A 16672-nucleotide genomic window follows, 5' to 3' on the forward strand; every position below is an offset into this window, starting at 1 on the left:
TACCCCAGCCAGGCGATCGCGCGGCGATCACCCAGCGACCCTTTCCCCTTTTGAGCCATCCTCGCCCGCCACCCCTGGCCGCGGGCCTTCGCAGGAGATATTGCCATGCCCCAGGCATCGCATCGCAGAAAACTCGTCCGGCTGGCCGGCAGCACCTGCCTGGCCGCCCTGGCCCTGTCGGGCGCCGCCACCCTGGCGGCCCCGGCGCGGGCGCAGCAGGCGGCGGCCGCGCCCGTGGTGCTGGATACCGTCGTTCTGGAAGGCGACGGCGCGACCGAGAACAGCGGCAGCTACACCACCCCCGCCGATTCGGGCACCGCCGCCGGCCTGGCGCTGACGGTGCGCGAGACGCCGCAATCGGTCAGCATCCTCACCAGCCAGCAGATCCGCGACAAGGGCATCTCGACCCTGAACCAGGCCGTGGACTGGACCCCGGGCCTGACCGCGATGCAGGGCAACGGCGAATTCCGCTGGGTCTTCTACGCCCGCGGCTCGGCGGTCGAGAACCAGCAGTTCGACGGGGTCCCGAACTATGTCCACTACTATTCCCGCGACGTGAACCCGCAGGAGGACCTGGCCATCCTCGACCGGATCGAGGTCGTGCGCGGCGCCACCGGCCTGCTGGAGGGCACCGGCAATCCCTCGGCCTCGATCAACCTGGTGCGCAAACTGCCGACCGCGGTGCGGCAAAGCTCGGTCGAGGCGGAGCTGTCCAGCTTCGGCAATGCCCGGCTGACCTACGACACCTCGGGGCCGATCAGCCGCGACGGCCGCCTGCGCGGGCGTTTCGTCGCCTCGGGCCTTGGCGGCGACGGCCAGCGCGACAACCTGACCGACGAACGCCAGCTTTACTATGCCACGCTGGATTACGACCTGACCGAGACCACCAGGGTGAACATCGGCCTCAGCTACGGCAGGGAAAACATCGACGGCTATTCCTGGGGCGGGCTCTGGACCCGGCAGGACGGCGGCTTCTACGATTTCGACGCCCGCACCTCGCCCTCGACCGACTGGGAATATTCGGATCGCCGGCAGACGGTCGGCTATTTCTCGCTGTCGCATGAATTCGACAACGGCTGGACGCTGGACGCCAAGGCCCGCGCCTCGGACGGCGACGTGGATATGCTGTCGTCCTACATGTATTACGACGCTGCCGGGACGCTGTATCGCGACGGGGCGCTGTTTCACTATATCAGCCAGACCGTCTCGGCCGATGTCCGGCTGGCGGGGCCGGTCGAGCTGTTCGGCCGCAGCCACGACCTGGTCTTCGGCATCAACGGCAACCGCGACCGCACCCGCTACGACGGCGCGAATCCCTATAACTACGCCTTTGCCGACCCTTCGGTCGCCGATCCGGGCGAGCATCCCTTTCCCGCCCCGAACGACGTGACCTATTTCGGCGAGATGGTGTCGCGCAACTACGGCGCCTATGCCGCGGCGCGCTGGAGCCTGTCGGACCGCACCAAGCTGATCACCGGCGCGCGCCTGTCTTGGTACGAGCTCGACGACCACAACGGCTATGACGGCAGCGACAACCGCAGCGGCTTCAAGGCCGACGGCGAATTCGTCCCCTACCTGGGCCTGGTCCACGACCTGAACCAGGACTGGATGGTCTATGGCAGCTATACCGGCATCTTCAGCCCGCAATCCGCGCGCGGGGTGAACGGGCTGCTGGATCCGGTCGAGGGCAAGAACTACGAGATCGGCACCAAGGCCGCGCTGCTGGACGGCGGGCTGACCTTTGCCGCGGCCCTGTTCCAGACCGACCAGGACGGGCTGGCCGAAACCGATCCCGACCATAGCGGTTGCGGCGGGCCTGGCCCCACCTGTTCGGTCAACGCCGGGCTGATCCGCACCCGCGGCCTGGAACTGGAGCTGACCGGGACGATCGGCGAGCGCTGGAACATCGCCGCCGGCTATACCTATGCCAAGGCGAAGTATCAGGAGGGCGAGAACGCCGGCCAGCGCTTCAACACCGGCACCGCGCCGATGCACCTGCTGAAGCTGGGCGCCACCTATCGCATGGCCGGCGCTCTGGAGGGTCTGACCCTGGGCGGCGCGCTGCGCTTCCAGAGCCGGACCTTCGTCGATGCGCCCGAGGGCAGCTTCGACAGCGGCGGCCTGCCCTATCGCATCGACCAGGGCGGCTTCGCCGTGGTGGACCTGATGGCGCGCTACGCGTTCTCGGAGGAAACGGCGCTGCAGCTGAATGTCGCGAACCTGTTCGACAAGACCTATTACTCGGCCATCGCAAGCCCCGGTTACGGCAATTTCATCGGCCCCGAGCGCCACGCCACGCTGACCCTGCTCCACCGGTTCTAGGCAGCGGTCGCGGCGGCGCGCGTCGCCGCAGGTCGACGGCACCGGCCCGGGGCGGATCCGCCCCGGCGCCCCCGCGCGCCCCGCATCCGGCCGGGGCGACGATTCGCCGCAGGGTCCGGGTTTGCGGCCGCCGCGTCGCGCGAAGCCCGCGTCCGGGGCTTGCCGGCAAAGGCGGGCGGGCGATTCCGGCCCGGCGCCGATATGCGCAATAACGCCACGGCGCCGGCGGGCGGCTTGCAAAAACTCCTTGGCAGGCCATGCAAAAAAATGTGAGCCTCCGGCCCTGTGGATTTTAGGAAAGGGAGGAATCCGATGATCCAAAAGATACTCTGTCCCACTGACGGAACCGATCATTCCGACATCGCCGTGGTCTATGCCGCGCAGCTTGCCGCGAAATTCGGCGTGCCGCTGACGGTCTGCGTGGTGAACATCGCCCATGGCGGCGCCCGCGGCCCGGTCATCAACCACTGGACCGACCAGGAAATGTCCGAGAAGCTGGACCGCGCCCGCGCCCTGGTGCGCGACAACGGCGTCCCCGACGCAAAGATGGTGGACATCGTCAGCCGCGAAGCCGCCGCCGGCATCGTCAGCTATGCCGAGCACAACGGCTTCGACCACATCGTCGTCGGCACTGGCGACAAGCGCGGCCTGTCGCGGCTGATGATCGGCTCGGTCGCCGCCGACGTGATGGCGCGCGCGCATTGCACCGTGACCGTCGCCCGCTGAAGCCGGGCTGACACCACGCCCCCTGCCTGAAAAGACCCGGCCGCGCGCTTTGGTCCGCGCGGCCACGGGTTTCCTTGTCCTGCAATCGCGACAGCCGCCTCCCGCCCGGACCCTTCCGAGGCGGGGCTTTCCGCATGGGCGCCTCTCGGCCCCGCCAGCCGTCGCCCTGTGCGGTTTCCCCCCATCCGAAAGAAGAAACTTGACAGAATGTCGCAGGGCACGTTTCTTGTAGGGAAAAAAGTTTTCGACCGCAGAAACAAGCGCAGTGGCCCGGCGCGCGGGAGATCCATCAAAAATCGGGCCATCAGGGAGGATAAAACGTGTCGGATCTGACAAAGCGGATCAAGGCCATGCACCAGCGCGACATCGCTGTGGCGCTGGCCTTCGTCCTGGGGCTTTGGTTTGCGATCATCTTCGTGGCGATCGAAACCTGGCCGCTCGCGCCCACGCCGGCGGCGCGCACGATCCTGTTGATCAGCGGCGCCGTGGTGCTGCTGTTCAACTCGGCCGCGATCATGGCGATGCTGCGCCATTACCGCGAGGACCGCGACTTCATGTACGGGCTGGACATCCAGTTCCTGGACGAAGCCCGCGAAGCCAAGAGGGCCCGCCGCCATGCCTAGATATGTCGCCCCGACCCAGGGCAAGGTCGGCCAGATCATCGACGTGATCGTGCTGCTGATCATGGCCATCGGCGCCCTTTACATCCCGCTGTGGATGGGCCTTGCCGGCTCGGCCAAGACCCCGCAGGCCATCGAGAACCCGACCTGGGAATCGCTGGGCCAGAACCCGGTCATGGTCGAGCAATGGCAGAAGCTGGGCTATGCCGACCCCGCCTCGGCCGCGGAACTGATCACGGCGCGCTTCGACTACAGCTTCTCGATCACGGCGCTGATCGTGATGATCGTGGTCATCGTGGGCTATTACGCGATCCTGCTGCGGTTCTCCGAGAAGGAATACCGCGAGGTGATCGCCGAGAAATTCGGCGAGTGAGGGGCCAACATGGATCTGTTTGACTTTCTGGAATACGCGGCCTGGGCGGTATCGTTCCTGTTCGGCCTCTTCATCGTGATCGACTGGATCAGGACCGACAGCACCTACAGCGAGGAATTCCTGACCTCCTCGCGCGAGGGCGAGCTGGAAGCTCTGACCGAAGAACAGCATCACCGGGGGTAACATGGCACAGGCACAACAAACCGAACATGTCGGCCTTGCCCGCGTGCTTGGCCCCGCCCACGTCTGGGCGCTGGGGGTCGGCATCGTGCTGGTCGGCGAATACATGGGCTGGAACTTCTCGGTCGGCAAGGGCGGCGCCTATGCGGCGCTGATGGCCTGCTGGTTCGCGGGCATCCTCTACACCTGCGTGGCCATGATCGACAGCGAGGTGACCTCGACCGTCGCCGCGGCCGGCGGGCAATACACCCAGGCCAAGCATATCGTCGGGCCGCTGATGGCCTTCAACGTCGGGCTGTATCTGGTCTTTGCCTATACGATGCTGGAAGCGGCGAATGCGATCACCTTCGGCTTCCTGGTCGATACCGTGGCCACGATCAGCGGCCACCAAGGCGGGCTGGACCAGCGGCCGTTCATCATCCTGGCGATCATGTTCCTGGCCTGGCTGAACTATCGCGGCGTGCTGGCGACGCTGACCTTCAACCTAGTCATCACCGCCATCGCCTTCACCGCGGTGATCGTGCTGTTCCTGTCGACCTCGGGGGTGATCGGCGACAGCCCGCTGCGCCACATCGACCTGATGAGCGGCCAGGCGGCGATGCCCTATGGCTGGCTGGGCGTGCTGGCGGCGATGCATTTCGGCCTGTGGTACTACCTCGGCATCGAGGGCACCACTCAGGCCGCCGAAGAGGTGCGCAGCCCGGCGCGGTCGCTGCCCTTCGGCACGCTGGCCGGAGTGATGACGCTGGCCATCGCCGCGACGCTGACCTGGTATGTCTGCACCGGGCTGATGCCCTGGGAATACCTGGGCCAGGCCGGGGTGCCGCTTTTCGACGCGGCGCGGCTGTCGGGCTCGACCTTCCTGATGGTGTTCCTGGGCATCGGCACGATGTTCGCCACGCTGGCTTCGGCCAACGGCTGCATCAATGACGCCAGCCGGGCCTGGTTCGCGATGGCGCGCGACCGCTACCTGCCCGGATGGTTCGGCGCGGTGCATCCGAAATACCGCACGCCCTATCGCTCGATCATCTTCCTGGTGCCGATCGCGCTGATCTTCGCACTGGGCGCGCCGATCGACCAGGTGATCACCTTCTCGATCCTGTCGGGCCTGCTGGAATACACCTTCATGCCGCTGAACATCATCCTGTTCCGCCGCAAATGGCCGCTGGACACCATCAAGCGCGGCTATGAACATCCGTTCCACCCGGTGCCGGCCATCGCGCTGCTGGCGCTGTGCGGCACCGCCTTCTTCGCGGTGTTCCTGGGCTACGGCACGCAGTTGGTCGCGATGATCGCCTTCTACATCGTCGTGTCGCTGTGGTTCCACTTCTGGCGCTACCGCTTCGTGAACCGCGGCGCCCAGTTCACCATGCCCTGGCCCAAGCCGAAGGGTTACTGACATGCTGGCGGGACTGACCGTCCTGATCCTGGGCGGGGGGCTGGTGATCCTGGCCCTTCGCCTTCGGGCCGACGCGGCGCGGCGCAAAGCCGCCCGCGCCGGCTATTTCGACCGGGTAGCGCCGCTGATGGACGGCTTGCGCCGCGCCATCTCGGCCACCGGTTTCGCCCGCGTCTCGGGCCGGATCGCGGGGGTCGAGACCGACCTCCAGGTCGTGCCGGACACGCTGACCTATCGCAAGCTGCCGGCGCTGTGGCTGCTGGTGACCCAGCCCGCCGCCCTGCCGGTGCCGCAACGCATCCACCTGATGGCGCGCCCGCGCGGGATCGAGCCCTTCTCGGCCTTCGACACGCTGCCGCACCAGACGCTGCTGCCCCCGGGCTTTCCCTATGACGCCACCCTGCGCAGCGAAAGGCCGCTGTCGCCCGACGAGGCCGCCCTGCTGGCCCGCCACCGCGCGATCCTGGACGATCCCAGGGTCAAGGAGCTGGTGATCGCGCCCCAGGGCCTGCGGATCAGCTGGCTGGCGGACGAGGCCGAACGCGGCCGCTACCTGATCTTCCGCGAGGCCGAGATGGGCCGGACGCCGCTGGCCCCCGAGTCGCTGGACCCGCTGCTGGCCGCGCTGGCCGTTCTGCGCGCGGACATCCTGGAAACGGATGCCCCGGAAAGGAAATGCGCATGAAACAACCGCCCAACCCGCATCTGGTGCTGGCCTCGGCCATCGTGCTGCCCGGTTCCGGCCAGGTCTGGAACGGAGAGCCGCAGCGCGGGCTGATCTTCCTGTTCTTCCTGCTGCTGCTGGGCGGCTTCACGCTGGTGACCTCCGGACCCGACGTGTCCTTCGTCGGCCGCTTCGCCGGCGCCTTCTTCGTCCACGCCATGGCGATCTTCGACGCCTACAAGCGCGCCCGCATCCGCTACGAGATCTGGGCGCATTCAGCCCACGGCGGCAGCCGGGGCTGACGCCGGTCGCCGCGAAGGGCCGATCCGACCGCTGCGCGGTCCGCCGGCGGCGGAGGCCGGACGAGCAGCCTGCCCCACCGGCGAATTGCCCCTGGTCTGTCTGCCAGCGGCATCCGCACCCGCCCGACGCCCTCGCCCTGAAAGCCAGCCGACGCGGGTTGGCGCAGCAAGTCCACGATCTGCGACGGCGTGAAACGGCTTTCCCTTAGTCGATTTTCCACGGCACGGCTCACGGGGAAATTCTCCTGACGCATCCTCCAACCAAGCGGAGGATGACTACCGCGGCGCCGCCGCCCGGCGCAGCCGGTCGTTGACCGCGGCGCCGAGGCCGGTTTCGGGCACCGGCGCCACCGCGATGGGACGGCCGTCCGCGTCGGCGCGGTGCAAAAGCTCGAACAACCGCGCCGCCGCCTCGGCCGGGTCGCCGGCCTCGCTCAGCGACATCTCGCCCGCGACCGGGCCGAAGCCGATCAGCAGCTCGCCAGGGCGCGCCGCGACCGCATCCAGCCGCACCTGCGCGCGCGGCGCGTAATGGCTGGTCAACTGGCCGGGCGCGTTCGGCGCCTCGGGGTTCGGCGCGGGATGAGACAGGGGGCGACCCAGAACCGCCTCGATCGCCTCGGCGGCGATACCGCCCGGGCGCAGCAGCGCGGGCGCGCCGTCGACCCAGCCCAGGATGGTCGATTCCACGCCGACCGGACAGGGCCCGGCATCCAGCACCGCGGCGATGCGGCCGCCCAGCCCGGTCTCGGGGTCGGCGACATGCGCGGCGGCGGTCGGGCTGATCCGCCCCGAGGGATTGGCCGAGGGCGCCGCCAAGGGCCCGCCGAAGGCGCGCAGCAGATCGCGCGCCGCCGCCAGCGCCGGCACCCGGATCGCCACCGTGTCCAGCCCCGCGGTCACCAGCCCGGCGATCCCCGCCTCTGGCCGCAGCGGCAGCACCAGCGTCAGCGCGCCGGGCCAGAAGGCCCGGGCCAGCGCCAGCGCCTGATCGTCGAACAGCGCGATGCGCTCGGCCGCCGCGAGGTCGGGCAGGTGCACGATCAGCGGGTTGAAGACCGGCCGGCCCTTGGCCTCATAGATCGCGGCGACGGCGCGGGGATCGCGCGCATCGCCGGCCAGGCCATAGACGGTCTCGGTCGGCATGGCGACCAGCGCGCCCTGCCCCAGCAGCGCGGCGGCGGCGGCGATGCCTTGGGGATCGGGATGCAGGATTCGGGTTTTCATGCTGTTACGTCAGGTTGCGATTGCCGGCCGGCAGACGGCACCTATGATCCTTGTCAGGGAGTCAGTTACGCGCCGCGGCCGGTTTTGCCAAGGCGCAACAGGGAGAGAGAAGACGGATGGCCTATCAAGCACCGGTCGAGCAGATCGCATTCATCCTGAACCGGATCGTATCCTTTCCCCAACTGGCCGAGACCGAACTGTTCGCCGAGGCCACCCCCGAGACCCTGAACGCCATCCTGACCGAAGCCGGCAAGCTTGCCACCGAGATCATCGCCCCGGTCAACCGCGCCGGCGACCTGACCCCGGCGCGGCTGGAGAACGGCAGGCTGCGCTCCTCGCCCGGCTATGCCGAGGCCTTCCGCGCTCTGGCCGAGGGCGGCTGGATCGGCATCGCCGCCGACCCCGAACACGGCGGCATGGGCCTGCCGCAGGCGCTGAACATGGCGATGAACGAGATGATCGCCTCGGGCTGCCTGGCGCTGCAGCTGAACCCGCTCTTGACCCAGGGCCAGATCGAGGCGCTGGAGCATCACGGCAGCGACGCGCTCAAGGCGCTGTATCTGCCGAAGCTGATCTCGGGCGAATGGTCGGGGACGATGAACCTGACCGAACCGCAGGCGGGTTCGGACGTGGGCGCGCTGACCACCAGGGCCGAGCGGGCCGGGGACGGCACCTATCGCATCACCGGACAAAAGATCTTCATCACCTGGGGCGACAGCGACGTGACGGAAAACGTCTGCCATCTGGTGCTGGCCCGGCTGCCCGACGGCGCGCCGGGGACGCGCGGCATCAGCCTGTTCATGGTGCCGAAGCTGATCCCCGACGCGGACGGCAACCCCGGCGTCGCCAACGACCTGCGCGTCGTCAGCCTGGAGCACAAGCTGGGCATCCACGGCTCGCCCACCTGCGTGATGAGCTTCGAGGGCGCCCAGGGCTGGCTGGTCGGCGAGGAACACAAGGGCATGGCCGCCATGTTCACCATGATGAACTGCGCCCGTCTGGGCGTCGGCGTCCAAGGCGTGGCCCAGGCCGAGGCGGCACTGCAACAGGCCGTGGCCTATGCGGCCGAGCGCGTGCAGATGGGCCCCATCATCCGCCACCCGGACGTGCGCCGGATGCTGGCCGAATCGCGGGCCGAGGTCTTTGCCGCCCGCGCCATCTGCATGGCCTGCGCCGTGGCGCTGGACATGGCCAAGGCCACCGGCTCGGACGAATGGGCGGCGCGCGCCGCCTTCCTGACCCCCATCGCCAAGGCGCATGGCACCGATGTCGGCATCCGCGTCTCGGATACCGCGGTGCAGGTGCATGGCGGCATGGGCTATATCGAGGAAACCGGCGCGGCGCAGTATCTGCGCGACGTGCGCATCACCGCGATCTACGAGGGCACCAACGGCATCCAGGCCATGGACCTGGTCGGCCGCAAGCTGATGGACGGCGGCGCGGCGGCGATGGCGCTGCTGGACGAGATCCTGGACGGCGCCAAGGCGGCCCAGGCCGAAGAGCCGGAACTGGCGAACCAGGTCTGGCAGGCGGCCGAGACCCTGCGCGAGGCGACGCAGGACTTGCTGGACCGCGACCTGGACGCGCGTTTCGCGGGCGCGGCACCCTATCTCGCCGGTTTCGCCCGGGTGCTGGGCGCGCATTTCCACCTGCGGGCCGCGACCGGCGGCGGCAGCAAGCCGCTGGCGCGGGTCCATATCGCCCGTATCCTGCCGCATTACGCCGCCGACCTGGCGGCCGCCCGCGCCGGGCTCGACGACCTGCTGGCGGTTGACGATCGCCTCCTCGCAGGTCAAATGCCCGGGTGATACGCAGCGAGACCCACACCCCTCCGGCCGAAGGCGAGGCGCATGAGATCGCGCCGGGCGTGCTGTGGCTGCAGCTGCCGCTGCCCTTCAAGCCCGACACGGTGAACGCCTATGCCTTTCGCGACGCCGACGGCTGGACCCTGGTCGATACCGGGCTGGACACCCGCCGCGGCCGGGCACTGTGGCAGGCGATCCTGGCCGGCCCGCTGGCCGGGGCGCCGGTCACCCGGGTGATCGCCACCCATCACCACATCGACCACATGGGCCTGGCCGGCTGGTTCGTGGCGCAGGGGGCCGAGCTCTGGACCTCGCGCACCGCCTGGCTGACGGCGCGGATGGGCATCCTCGACGTGCAGGAACGGCCGACTCCGCAGGCGCTGGCCTTCTGGCGCCGGGCCGGCATGCCGCCCGACCTGATCGAGGAACGCAGCCACGAGCGTCCCTTCAACAGCGCCGACATCTGCGCCCCGCTGCCGCCGGGCTATCGCCGGCTGGCCGAGGGGCAGCAGATCGCCTTCGGCGGGCGGCGCTGGATCGTGCGGATGGGCAACGGCCACGCGCCGGAACATGTCACGCTGTGGTCGCTGGACGACGATCTGGTGATCGGCGGCGACCAGCTGCTGGCGACGATCTCGCCCAATCTCGGCGTCTATCCGACCGAGCCCGAGGCCGATACCATCGGCGACTGGCTGGAAAGCTGCGCCCGGCTGGCCCGGTTCGCCACGGCTGCGCAGCTGGTCCTGCCGGGCCACCGGCTGCCCTATCGCGGCCTGCCGACCCGGCTGCGGCAGCTGGCCGAGAACCAGCGCGCGGCACTGGACCGGGTGGTGCAGGCGCTGCGGGCCGAGCCGCTCAGCGCCGTCGGCTGCTTTCCCGCGCTCTATCGCCGCCAGATCGCCAAGCCCGAGTTCGGCCTGGCGCTGGCCGAGGCGGTGGGCCATGTCAACCACCTGCGCGCCGGCGGCCGGGTGTGGCAGGCCGGCACATCCGAAAGCGGCGCCGTGCTGTGGGGGGCGTGACAGGCCGGCACGCTTGCGCTATCCCTTGGCGCGACGCATCGCATCTGACGGACAGGATCATGGCCTCGCATCACGAAATCACCGAACACAAGCACGGCGAAATGGATATCCGCGCACATCAGGCGACCTTCGCCGGCTTCGTCAAGGCCTCGATCTGGGTGTCCGGCCTGGCCATCGCCGTCCTGGTGTTCATGGCGCTCAGCAACGCCTGACGCCCCCGGCAATCGGAGACAGATCATGCAAAGGCGCGCGTTTCTTGCGCTGGCGCTGCCGGCCGCGCTTGCGGCTTGCGGTGCCGAGAACAAATGGGCCAGCGACGAGGCGGTCCGCCGGGCGCGCTATGTCTCGAACGAGCCGCCCTCGATCACGCTCTTCACCGTGATCGGCATTCCGCGCGGCGAAGGCGGCCATTCCGCGCTGATGATCAACGGCAGCCAGCGGGTGATCTACGATCCGGCCGGCAGCTGGGAACATCCCGCCATCCCCGAGCGCAACGACGTGCTCTATGGCATCACGCCGAACTTCAAGAACTTCTACATCGACTACCACGCGCGCGAGACCTATTGGGTCGCCGAGGACACCGTTCAGGTGTCGCTGGCCGTGGCCGATGCCGCGATCCGCGCCGTCGAGGCGCAGGGATCCTCGAACAAGAGCTTCTGCGCCGTGAACACCGGCCAAGCGCTGCGCCGCATCCCGGGCTTCGAGGGCGCGCCGACCGGTTTCTCGCCGCTAAAGCTGCGGGACTGGTTCCTGACGCTGCCGGGCGTGCAGTCGAAAAAGCACATGGACGGCGATCCGGCCAACAACCACAACGTGCTCCTGCGGCAGAAAACCGGCGTGGTGCAGGGCTATGGCCAGGACGGCCAGCTTCACGCGATGAGGTAAAGCGCCAGATAAAGGGCCGCCATCCCCGAGACGATGGCGGCCAGCACGTTGCGCGTGACCAGCCCCACCGCCAGCGCCACCATGGCCGCGATCATCCGCGCCGGATCGGGCTGGCCATGCGTAGCCGCGGGCCAGACCACCAGCGGCGCGACGATCGCGGGCAGCACCCCCACCGCCGTATAGCGCAGCAGCCGCTGCGCCCAGACCGGCAGCGGCCGGTTGCCCAATGCGCCCAGGAAGGACCAGCGCAGCCCATAGGTCCCCAGCGCCAGCACCAGGATGATGATCCAGATCGTGGTATCGCCATAGCCGGTCATGTCCGCGCGCCCTTGCGGCGGGCCATCCAGGTCTCGACCCCGGCGCCGGTCGCCATCGCCAAAGGCGCGGCGATGAAAAGCCCCAGGCCCGAGGGCAGGAAGGCGAAGATCAGCGACCCCACGACCGCCACCAGCGCCGCCGCCATATGCGGCAGGCTGCGCAGCATCGGCGCGATCAGGGCGATGAAGGTGATCGGCATGGCGAAGTCCAGCGCCCAGCTTTCCGGGATGGCATTGCCGACCCAGATCCCCAGCAGCGTGGCCCCGAACCAGGGCACGCAGGTCGCAAAGACCGTGCCGAAGAAATAGGCGACCCGCTGCCGCACGCTCAGTCCCGGGTGCTTTTCATAATGCTGGATCGCCAGCGCATAGTTCTGGTCCACCAGCACATAGGCCAGCCAGGCGCGGTCCCGCGCCGGCGCCGCGCCCAGCCACGGCACCAGCGAGGCCGAATACATCGCCAGCCGCAGGTTGACCGCGATGGCCGAGACGATCACCACCAGCGCCGGCGCATGATCGGTCATCAGCTGCACCGCGGTGAATTGCGACGCCCCGGCCAGCACCAGCACGGTGAAGCCCATCACCTGTGGCAGGTCCAGCCCGGCGTCCGAGGCCACCACCCCGAACAGCATCCCGAAGGGCAGCAGCACCAGGACGAAGGGCAGCGCCTGCACGAATCCCTGCCGGGCGCATTGCCGGGGCGAGCGCAATTCTTCGGCCAGGGGCGGCGGCGCGCCGGGGGAAGCAGAGGAGGTGGGCATGGTGAACGGGGCTCGCCAAACGGACAGGACTGGGGCAGATAGGCGCATCCGCGGGCCATTGACAAGGAGCGCCATGCCCCAAGCGCAGCATCGCCCGCAGCCGGTTCCGCCAGACATCCGCCGGGGCGTGCCGGACGCGTTGCGCCAGGCGGCGGCGGTGCTTTACTGGCGCCATTTCGGCGCGCAGCTGCTGCCGCTGCCGGTGGCGCCGCGCCGGGGCATCGCCCTGATCCGCACCGCCATGCGGCCGCAGCAGGCGCTGGTGGCGCTGTCGCCCTCGGGCGAATTGCTGGGCCTTGCCGGGCTGCGCGACGCGGGCGGCGGCTTCCTGGACCCGGCACCGGACAGTTTCGTCGCGGTCTGGGGACAGGCGGGCGGGCGGCTGCGGCATATGGCGGCCGCGCTTTATCGCCCGGGCGCGGCGACGGCCGATCTGGTGCTGGACGGACTTGCGGTCCATCCGCTCTGGCGCCGGCAGGGCATCGCCCGGGCGCTGGTGCGGGCGGCGATGGACCATGCCCGGGCGCGGGGCCACGCCGGGCTGCGCGCCGAGGTCGAGGCGCGCAACCAGGCCGGTCTTGCCGCCTGGCGGGCGCTGGGGTTCCAGCCCCTGCCCCGGCAGAGGCTGGGCTGGCCCTGGGCCGCCCCGGCGCATGTGCTGCGGCTGCCGCTTCCCGGCTAGGCTTCGGGCCGGGGCTCGGTATCGGCCTCGGGATCCTCGGCGCCGTCCCGGCCCAGCATCCCGGTGACCTGCGCCAGCAGGGTGAAGGCGCGGCCCGAGCGGGTCTCGGCCAGCGCCGCCAGCAGCTGCGGATCGCTGTCCTGGGCCTTGCGGTTCAGCAACCGGTCGAAATGGCGCAGGAAGTGATGCGCGACGTCGCGGAACACCTCGTCCTCGCGCAGCATGGCGCCGGCGGTATGCAGCGCGGCGTCGTCCGCGATCACCGCAAGCCCGGCCACGGCCTCGCCGCGCGTGCCCTCGGCAAAGCGGCGCCATAGCAGCGGATCGGTCTGCGGTATCGCCAGCTCGTCCATATAGACGCCGTGCCCGGCCAGCAGCGTGACCACATCCTGCGCGGCGCGGATCAGCCGCGCCATGCCGGGATCGGACAGCGCCAGGCGCAGACAGCGAATCGCCTCGCGATCCTCGGGACCGTCGGGAAAGTTCAGCGCATAGAACAGCTCGGGCCCGGTCAGTTCCGCCGCGGGCGGCGAATCGAGCTCCAGCGTCGCCTGGCGGTTGTCGGAGGCGGCGCGCGGCGGCGGCGCGGGAACGGCCGCGCGCCGGGCCGTCACCGTGCGCGCCGGTTCGGCACGCGGCGCCGCGGGGATGGCGGCGGTGGGCGGGGCGCCCTCCTGCCCCTGCATCCGCGCCAGCGTCTCGCGCAGTTCGGCCGCCTCGGCGCGCAGCGCCAGCAGCGCCCGCGCCGACCAGACCGCCAGCCAGATCAGCGCCAGCGGCAGCAGCAGCCCGACCAGCCAGACCGCCCAGCCCAGGGCGCCGTCCGAGGACGAATCGGAACCGATCAGGGCGAAAAGCCCCGCCAGCGCCAGCCAGGCCAGACTGGCAGCGACACCGGCCGCCAGCACGCGGTCGCGGGCCTGGGCTGCGGCGAGGCGGCGCAGGGCATCAAGCGAGTTCATGCACCCGACCCCGCCATTCAGAGAAAGCGAACCGAAATGATTTCATAGGATTTCCCGCCGCCGGGCGTGACCACCTCGACGCTGTCGCCCTCGTCCTTGCCGATCAGCGCCCGCGCCAGCGGTGAGCGGATGTTCAGCAGCCCGCGCTCCAGATCCGCCTCGGCCTCGCCGACGATCTGATAGGTGCGCTCTTCCTCGGTATCCTCGTCCAGCAGGGTGACGGTGGCGCCGAACTTGATGCTGCCGTTCAGCTTCGACGGATCGATGACCTCGGCGCGCGAGATGATCATCTCGAGCTCCTTGATCCGGCCCTCGACGAAGCTCTGCTTCTCGCGGGCGGCGTGGTATTCGGCGTTTTCCGACAGGTCGCCATGTTCGCGCGCCTCGGCGATGGCGCGGATCACCGCCGGCCGCTCGACGGCGCGCAGTTCGCGCAATTCCTCGTCCAGCTGGTCGTAGCCCGCGCGGGTCATCGGTATCTTTTCCATTCCAGTCCTTCCGGTCGCTACCATTCACAGCGATACTGAGGTGTTGGAACGCCCCCGGCCTTGGGCCGGGGGCGTCCGCAGAAATCCGGTGGGCATCGTGGCCCGTTCCGCCCCCTGTTTCAAGCCCCCGCCGCCGGGGATCGGCACGGCCGCGCGCAGAAAGGTCGCAGAATTGCATTTGTTCGTCGCGTTCCGATTGCCGCACAGAATATGACGGGTTAGGTGTGCAGCTCAGATTCAAAAGCCAGGGATGGGGGCCGAGCTATGTCCGAGATCGAACGCGAGTCGATGGAATATGATGTCGTGATCGTCGGCGGCGGGCCCGCGGGTCTGTCGGCGGCGATCCGGCTGAAGCAGGTCAACCCCGAGCTCTCCGTCGTGCTCTTGGAGAAGGGCTCGGAGATCGGCGCGCATATCCTGTCGGGCGCGGTCCTGGATACCGCGGGCCTCGACCGGCTGATCCCGGACTGGAAGGAAAAAGGCGCGCCCATCAGCACCGAGGTGCATGAGGACAATTTCTACATCCTCGGCGAGGGCGGCCAGGTCCGGGTGCCGAACTGGCCGATGCCGCCGCTGATGTCGAACCACGGCAAATACATCGTCTCGATGGGCAATGTCTGCCGCTGGCTGGCCGAGCAGGCCGAGGCGCTGGAGGTCGAGATCTTCCCCGGCATGGCCTGCTCGCAGCTGGTCTACGAGGGCGACCGCGTCGTCGGCGTCGTCGCCGGCGAGATGGGGCTCGACGCCGACGGCACCCCGGGCCCGGGCTACGAGCCCGGCATGGAGCTGCGCGGCAAATACGTGCTGATCGCCGAGGGCGTGCGCGGCAGCCTCGCCAAGGAGCTGATCGGCAAATACGACCTCTCCAAGGGCGTTGATCCGCAGAAATTCGGCATCGGCATGAAGGAGATCTGGGAGATCGACCCCGCCAAGGCCCGTCCCGGCACCGTCACCCACACCATGGGCTGGCCGCTCGGCAAGAACGCCGGCGGCGGCAGCTTCATCTATCACCTCGGCGGCAACCAGGTGCTGGTCGGCTTCGTCGTGCACCTGAACTACAAGAACCCCTATCTCTATCCCTACATGGAGTTCCAGCGCTTCAAGCACCATCCGCTGGTCGCGGAACTGCTGGAGGGCGGCAAGCGCGTCGCCTATGGCGCCCGCGCCATCTCCGAGGGCGGCTGGCAGTCGATCCCGAAGCTGACGGTGCCGGGCGCGATGCTGCTGGGCTGCTCGGCGGGGCTGGTGAACGTGCCGCGCATCAAGGGCAACCACAACGCCATGCTGTCCGGCATCGCCGCGGCCGAGGCGGCTGCCGCCGCCATCGCCGCCGGGCGCGCGGGCGACGAGCTGACCGACTACGAGGCCGAGGTGCGCCAGGGCGCCATCGGCAAGGACCTGCGCCCGGTGCGCAACGTCAAGCCGATCTGGTCGAAGCTGGGGCTGTGGCCCTCGCTGGCGCTTGGCGGTTTCGACATGTGGGTGGCGAACCTGACCGGCTGGAACCCGATGGGGACCTGGAAGCACGGCAAGACCGACGCCGCCGCCACCGGCAAGGCCGCCGATTACCAGCCCATCGACTACCCGAGGCCCGACGGCAAGCTCAGCTTCGACCGCCTCACCAACGTGGCGTTTTCCTTTACCAATCACGAGGAAAGCCAGCCCTGCCACCTGAAGCTGAAGGACCCCGCGATCCCGATCGCGGTGAACCTGCCGCTCTATGCCGAGCCGGCGCAGCGCTACTGCCCGGCCGGAGTCTACGAGGTGCTGGAGGGGCCGGAGGGGCCGAAGTTCCAGATCAACTTCCAGAACTGCGTGCACTGCAAGACCTGCGACATCAAGGACCCCTCCCAGAACATCAACTGGACAACCCCGCAGGGCGGCGACGGCCCGAATTACCCGAATATGTGATCGCGGGGACGGCAGTGGCCCCGGCC

19 protein-coding genes are annotated in these 16672 nt (G+C 69.1%); 14 read left to right on the forward strand and 5 right to left on the reverse strand.

What is annotated here, in order from left to right; all coding sequences use genetic code 11:
- The first annotated feature begins 105 nt into the window (after window positions 1-105).
- The 8 genes from JCM7685_RS13840 (at window position 106) to JCM7685_RS13870 (ending at window position 6586) form a co-directional block, all read left to right on the forward strand.
- A complete protein-coding gene (locus JCM7685_RS13840; RefSeq protein ID WP_074966044.1) occupies window positions 106-2322 on the forward strand; it encodes a TonB-dependent siderophore receptor in 2217 nt (738 codons plus the stop codon).
- A 312-nt stretch (window positions 2323-2634) separates the two neighbouring features.
- Window positions 2635-3048, forward strand: a complete 414-nt coding sequence (locus tag JCM7685_RS13845) for a universal stress protein (RefSeq protein ID WP_074966043.1) — start codon at window positions 2635-2637, stop codon at window positions 3046-3048.
- 320 nt (window positions 3049-3368) lie between these two features.
- On the forward strand, window positions 3369-3671 hold the full coding sequence (locus JCM7685_RS13850; protein ID WP_074966042.1) for a hypothetical protein: 303 nt from the start codon (window positions 3369-3371) through the stop codon (window positions 3669-3671).
- Window positions 3664-4041: a hypothetical protein gene (locus tag JCM7685_RS13855; RefSeq protein ID WP_074966041.1), complete on the forward strand. Its 378-nt coding sequence runs from the start codon at window positions 3664-3666 to the stop codon at window positions 4039-4041. Before JCM7685_RS13850 ends, JCM7685_RS13855 begins: the two co-directional genes overlap by 8 nt.
- A gap of 9 nt (window positions 4042-4050) precedes the next feature.
- Complete coding sequence (locus JCM7685_RS19915) at window positions 4051-4224, forward strand: hypothetical protein (RefSeq protein ID WP_170848882.1); 174 nt, start codon at window positions 4051-4053, stop codon at window positions 4222-4224.
- A 1-nt stretch (window position 4225) separates the two neighbouring features.
- Window positions 4226-5620, forward strand: coding sequence for an APC family permease (locus JCM7685_RS13860; RefSeq protein WP_074966040.1), 1395 nt, complete (start codon window positions 4226-4228; stop codon window positions 5618-5620).
- A gap of 1 nt (window position 5621) precedes the next feature.
- Window positions 5622-6305: a hypothetical protein gene (locus JCM7685_RS13865; protein ID WP_074966039.1), complete on the forward strand. Its 684-nt coding sequence runs from the start codon at window positions 5622-5624 to the stop codon at window positions 6303-6305.
- A complete protein-coding gene (locus tag JCM7685_RS13870) occupies window positions 6302-6586 on the forward strand; it encodes a hypothetical protein (protein ID WP_231964646.1) in 285 nt (94 codons plus the stop codon). Before JCM7685_RS13865 ends, JCM7685_RS13870 begins: the two co-directional genes overlap by 4 nt.
- 276 nt (window positions 6587-6862) lie before the next feature.
- On the opposite strand, the gene JCM7685_RS13875 is transcribed toward JCM7685_RS13870, so the two are convergent.
- On the reverse strand, window positions 6863-7813 hold the full coding sequence (locus JCM7685_RS13875) for an L-threonylcarbamoyladenylate synthase (RefSeq protein WP_074966037.1): 951 nt from the start codon (window positions 7811-7813) through the stop codon (window positions 6863-6865).
- A 116-nt stretch (window positions 7814-7929) separates the two neighbouring features.
- Between JCM7685_RS13875 and JCM7685_RS13880 the strand changes: the two genes are divergently transcribed.
- The 4 genes from JCM7685_RS13880 to JCM7685_RS13895 are packed head-to-tail and all read left to right on the forward strand — an operon-like array spanning window position 7930 to window position 11525.
- Window positions 7930-9621, forward strand: coding sequence for an acyl-CoA dehydrogenase family protein (locus JCM7685_RS13880; protein ID WP_074966036.1), 1692 nt, complete (start codon window positions 7930-7932; stop codon window positions 9619-9621).
- Window positions 9618-10640: an MBL fold metallo-hydrolase gene (locus tag JCM7685_RS13885; RefSeq protein ID WP_074966035.1), complete on the forward strand. Its 1023-nt coding sequence runs from the start codon at window positions 9618-9620 to the stop codon at window positions 10638-10640. Before JCM7685_RS13880 ends, JCM7685_RS13885 begins: the two co-directional genes overlap by 4 nt.
- Before the next feature lie 59 nt (window positions 10641-10699).
- Window positions 10700-10852, forward strand: a complete 153-nt coding sequence (locus JCM7685_RS13890) for an aa3-type cytochrome c oxidase subunit IV (RefSeq protein ID WP_074966034.1) — start codon at window positions 10700-10702, stop codon at window positions 10850-10852.
- A 25-nt stretch (window positions 10853-10877) separates the two neighbouring features.
- Window positions 10878-11525, forward strand: coding sequence for a hypothetical protein (locus JCM7685_RS13895; RefSeq protein ID WP_074966033.1), 648 nt, complete (start codon window positions 10878-10880; stop codon window positions 11523-11525).
- Here JCM7685_RS13895 and JCM7685_RS13900 read toward each other — a convergent pair.
- Both JCM7685_RS13900 and JCM7685_RS13905 read right to left on the reverse strand, forming a co-directional pair.
- A complete protein-coding gene (locus JCM7685_RS13900; RefSeq protein WP_074966032.1) occupies window positions 11510-11842 on the reverse strand; it encodes an AzlD domain-containing protein in 333 nt (110 codons plus the stop codon). The genes JCM7685_RS13895 and JCM7685_RS13900 overlap by 16 nt on opposite strands.
- Window positions 11839-12603: an AzlC family ABC transporter permease gene (locus tag JCM7685_RS13905; protein ID WP_083412532.1), complete on the reverse strand. Its 765-nt coding sequence runs from the start codon at window positions 12601-12603 to the stop codon at window positions 11839-11841. The genes JCM7685_RS13900 and JCM7685_RS13905 overlap by 4 nt, the downstream gene beginning before the upstream one ends.
- A 73-nt stretch (window positions 12604-12676) precedes the next feature.
- Between JCM7685_RS13905 and JCM7685_RS13910 the strand changes: the two genes are divergently transcribed.
- On the forward strand, window positions 12677-13285 hold the full coding sequence (locus JCM7685_RS13910; RefSeq protein ID WP_074966030.1) for a GNAT family N-acetyltransferase: 609 nt from the start codon (window positions 12677-12679) through the stop codon (window positions 13283-13285).
- Here JCM7685_RS13910 and JCM7685_RS13915 read toward each other — a convergent pair.
- Together JCM7685_RS13915 and greA are read right to left on the reverse strand one after the other, a co-directional pair.
- Window positions 13282-14247, reverse strand: a complete 966-nt coding sequence (locus JCM7685_RS13915; protein WP_074966029.1) for a hypothetical protein — start codon at window positions 14245-14247, stop codon at window positions 13282-13284. The two genes, JCM7685_RS13910 and JCM7685_RS13915, sit on opposite strands and share 4 nt — an antisense overlap.
- Before the next feature lie 17 nt (window positions 14248-14264).
- Complete coding sequence (greA, locus tag JCM7685_RS13920) at window positions 14265-14735, reverse strand: transcription elongation factor GreA (RefSeq protein WP_074966028.1); 471 nt, start codon at window positions 14733-14735, stop codon at window positions 14265-14267.
- Window positions 14736-14999: 264 nt separating this feature from the next.
- On the opposite strand from greA, the gene JCM7685_RS13925 reads away from it, so the two are divergent.
- Window positions 15000-16646, forward strand: coding sequence for an electron transfer flavoprotein-ubiquinone oxidoreductase (locus JCM7685_RS13925; protein ID WP_074966027.1), 1647 nt, complete (start codon window positions 15000-15002; stop codon window positions 16644-16646).
- Window positions 16647-16672: the final 26 nt, after the last annotated feature.

This window comes from Paracoccus aminovorans (assembly GCF_900005615.1).
Classification (GTDB): domain Bacteria; phylum Pseudomonadota; class Alphaproteobacteria; order Rhodobacterales; family Rhodobacteraceae; genus Paracoccus; species Paracoccus aminovorans.

What these genes read in the sequence shown, in the direction of transcription:
- JCM7685_RS13925 (WP_074966027.1), top strand. Translation starts at nt 15,000, where the DNA reads ATGTCCGAGATCGAACGCGAGTCGATGGAATATGATGTCGTGATCGTC.
- JCM7685_RS13915 (WP_074966029.1), bottom strand. Translation starts at nt 14,247, where the DNA reads ATGAACTCGCTTGATGCCCTGCGCCGCCTCGCCGCAGCCCAGGCCCGC.
- JCM7685_RS13900 (WP_074966032.1), bottom strand. Translation starts at nt 11,842, where the DNA reads ATGACCGGCTATGGCGATACCACGATCTGGATCATCATCCTGGTGCTG.
- JCM7685_RS13910 (WP_074966030.1), top strand. Translation starts at nt 12,677, where the DNA reads ATGCCCCAAGCGCAGCATCGCCCGCAGCCGGTTCCGCCAGACATCCGC.
- JCM7685_RS13880 (WP_074966036.1), top strand. Translation starts at nt 7,930, where the DNA reads ATGGCCTATCAAGCACCGGTCGAGCAGATCGCATTCATCCTGAACCGG.
- JCM7685_RS13875 (WP_074966037.1), bottom strand. Translation starts at nt 7,813, where the DNA reads ATGAAAACCCGAATCCTGCATCCCGATCCCCAAGGCATCGCCGCCGCC.
- JCM7685_RS13840 (WP_074966044.1), top strand. Translation starts at nt 106, where the DNA reads ATGCCCCAGGCATCGCATCGCAGAAAACTCGTCCGGCTGGCCGGCAGC.
- JCM7685_RS13870 (WP_231964646.1), top strand. Translation starts at nt 6,302, where the DNA reads ATGAAACAACCGCCCAACCCGCATCTGGTGCTGGCCTCGGCCATCGTG.
- JCM7685_RS19915 (WP_170848882.1), top strand. Translation starts at nt 4,051, where the DNA reads ATGGATCTGTTTGACTTTCTGGAATACGCGGCCTGGGCGGTATCGTTC.
- JCM7685_RS13905 (WP_083412532.1), bottom strand. Translation starts at nt 12,603, where the DNA reads ATGCCCACCTCCTCTGCTTCCCCCGGCGCGCCGCCGCCCCTGGCCGAA.
- JCM7685_RS13855 (WP_074966041.1), top strand. Translation starts at nt 3,664, where the DNA reads ATGCCTAGATATGTCGCCCCGACCCAGGGCAAGGTCGGCCAGATCATC.
- JCM7685_RS13845 (WP_074966043.1), top strand. Translation starts at nt 2,635, where the DNA reads ATGATCCAAAAGATACTCTGTCCCACTGACGGAACCGATCATTCCGAC.
- JCM7685_RS13895 (WP_074966033.1), top strand. Translation starts at nt 10,878, where the DNA reads ATGCAAAGGCGCGCGTTTCTTGCGCTGGCGCTGCCGGCCGCGCTTGCG.
- JCM7685_RS13860 (WP_074966040.1), top strand. Translation starts at nt 4,226, where the DNA reads ATGGCACAGGCACAACAAACCGAACATGTCGGCCTTGCCCGCGTGCTT.
- greA (WP_074966028.1), bottom strand. Translation starts at nt 14,735, where the DNA reads ATGGAAAAGATACCGATGACCCGCGCGGGCTACGACCAGCTGGACGAG.
- JCM7685_RS13865 (WP_074966039.1), top strand. Translation starts at nt 5,622, where the DNA reads ATGCTGGCGGGACTGACCGTCCTGATCCTGGGCGGGGGGCTGGTGATC.
- JCM7685_RS13890 (WP_074966034.1), top strand. Translation starts at nt 10,700, where the DNA reads ATGGCCTCGCATCACGAAATCACCGAACACAAGCACGGCGAAATGGAT.